At 74.7% G+C, this 241-nt stretch carries 1 pseudogene; it reads right to left on the bottom strand.

Annotation, left to right across the window (positions count from 1 at the left end):
* Nucleotides 1-241, bottom strand: a pseudogene (locus KUG38_RS16675) (DUF4912 domain-containing protein); the annotation flags it as partial.

Genomic DNA, 241 nt, shown 5'->3' with positions numbered 1-241 from the left:
ACCGATGCCCGAGGCGCTGCGGCCGGAGGCCCAGGGGCCGGCGCCGGAGGCGGAGAATTCCCCACCGCCCTCAAGGCCGGCGGCGGAATCGATCTCGTGGAAGGCCTCGGATCCGCGGCCCAGGCGGCGCCACTGGCTGGTAGCGCTCTGGTAGAGCCGCTCGTGCAGGCCGGAATCCACCGCTTCGGCGGGGGCGGGCAGGCTGGCGGTGGTGGAGGGGAAGGCGTCGAGGGAGAAGGGG

Source organism: Synechococcus sp. CCAP 1479/9, assembly GCF_019038535.1.
Taxonomy (GTDB): domain Bacteria; phylum Cyanobacteriota; class Cyanobacteriia; order PCC-6307; family Cyanobiaceae; genus Cyanobium.
This window is presented reverse-complemented; position numbering and strand designations above follow the sequence as displayed.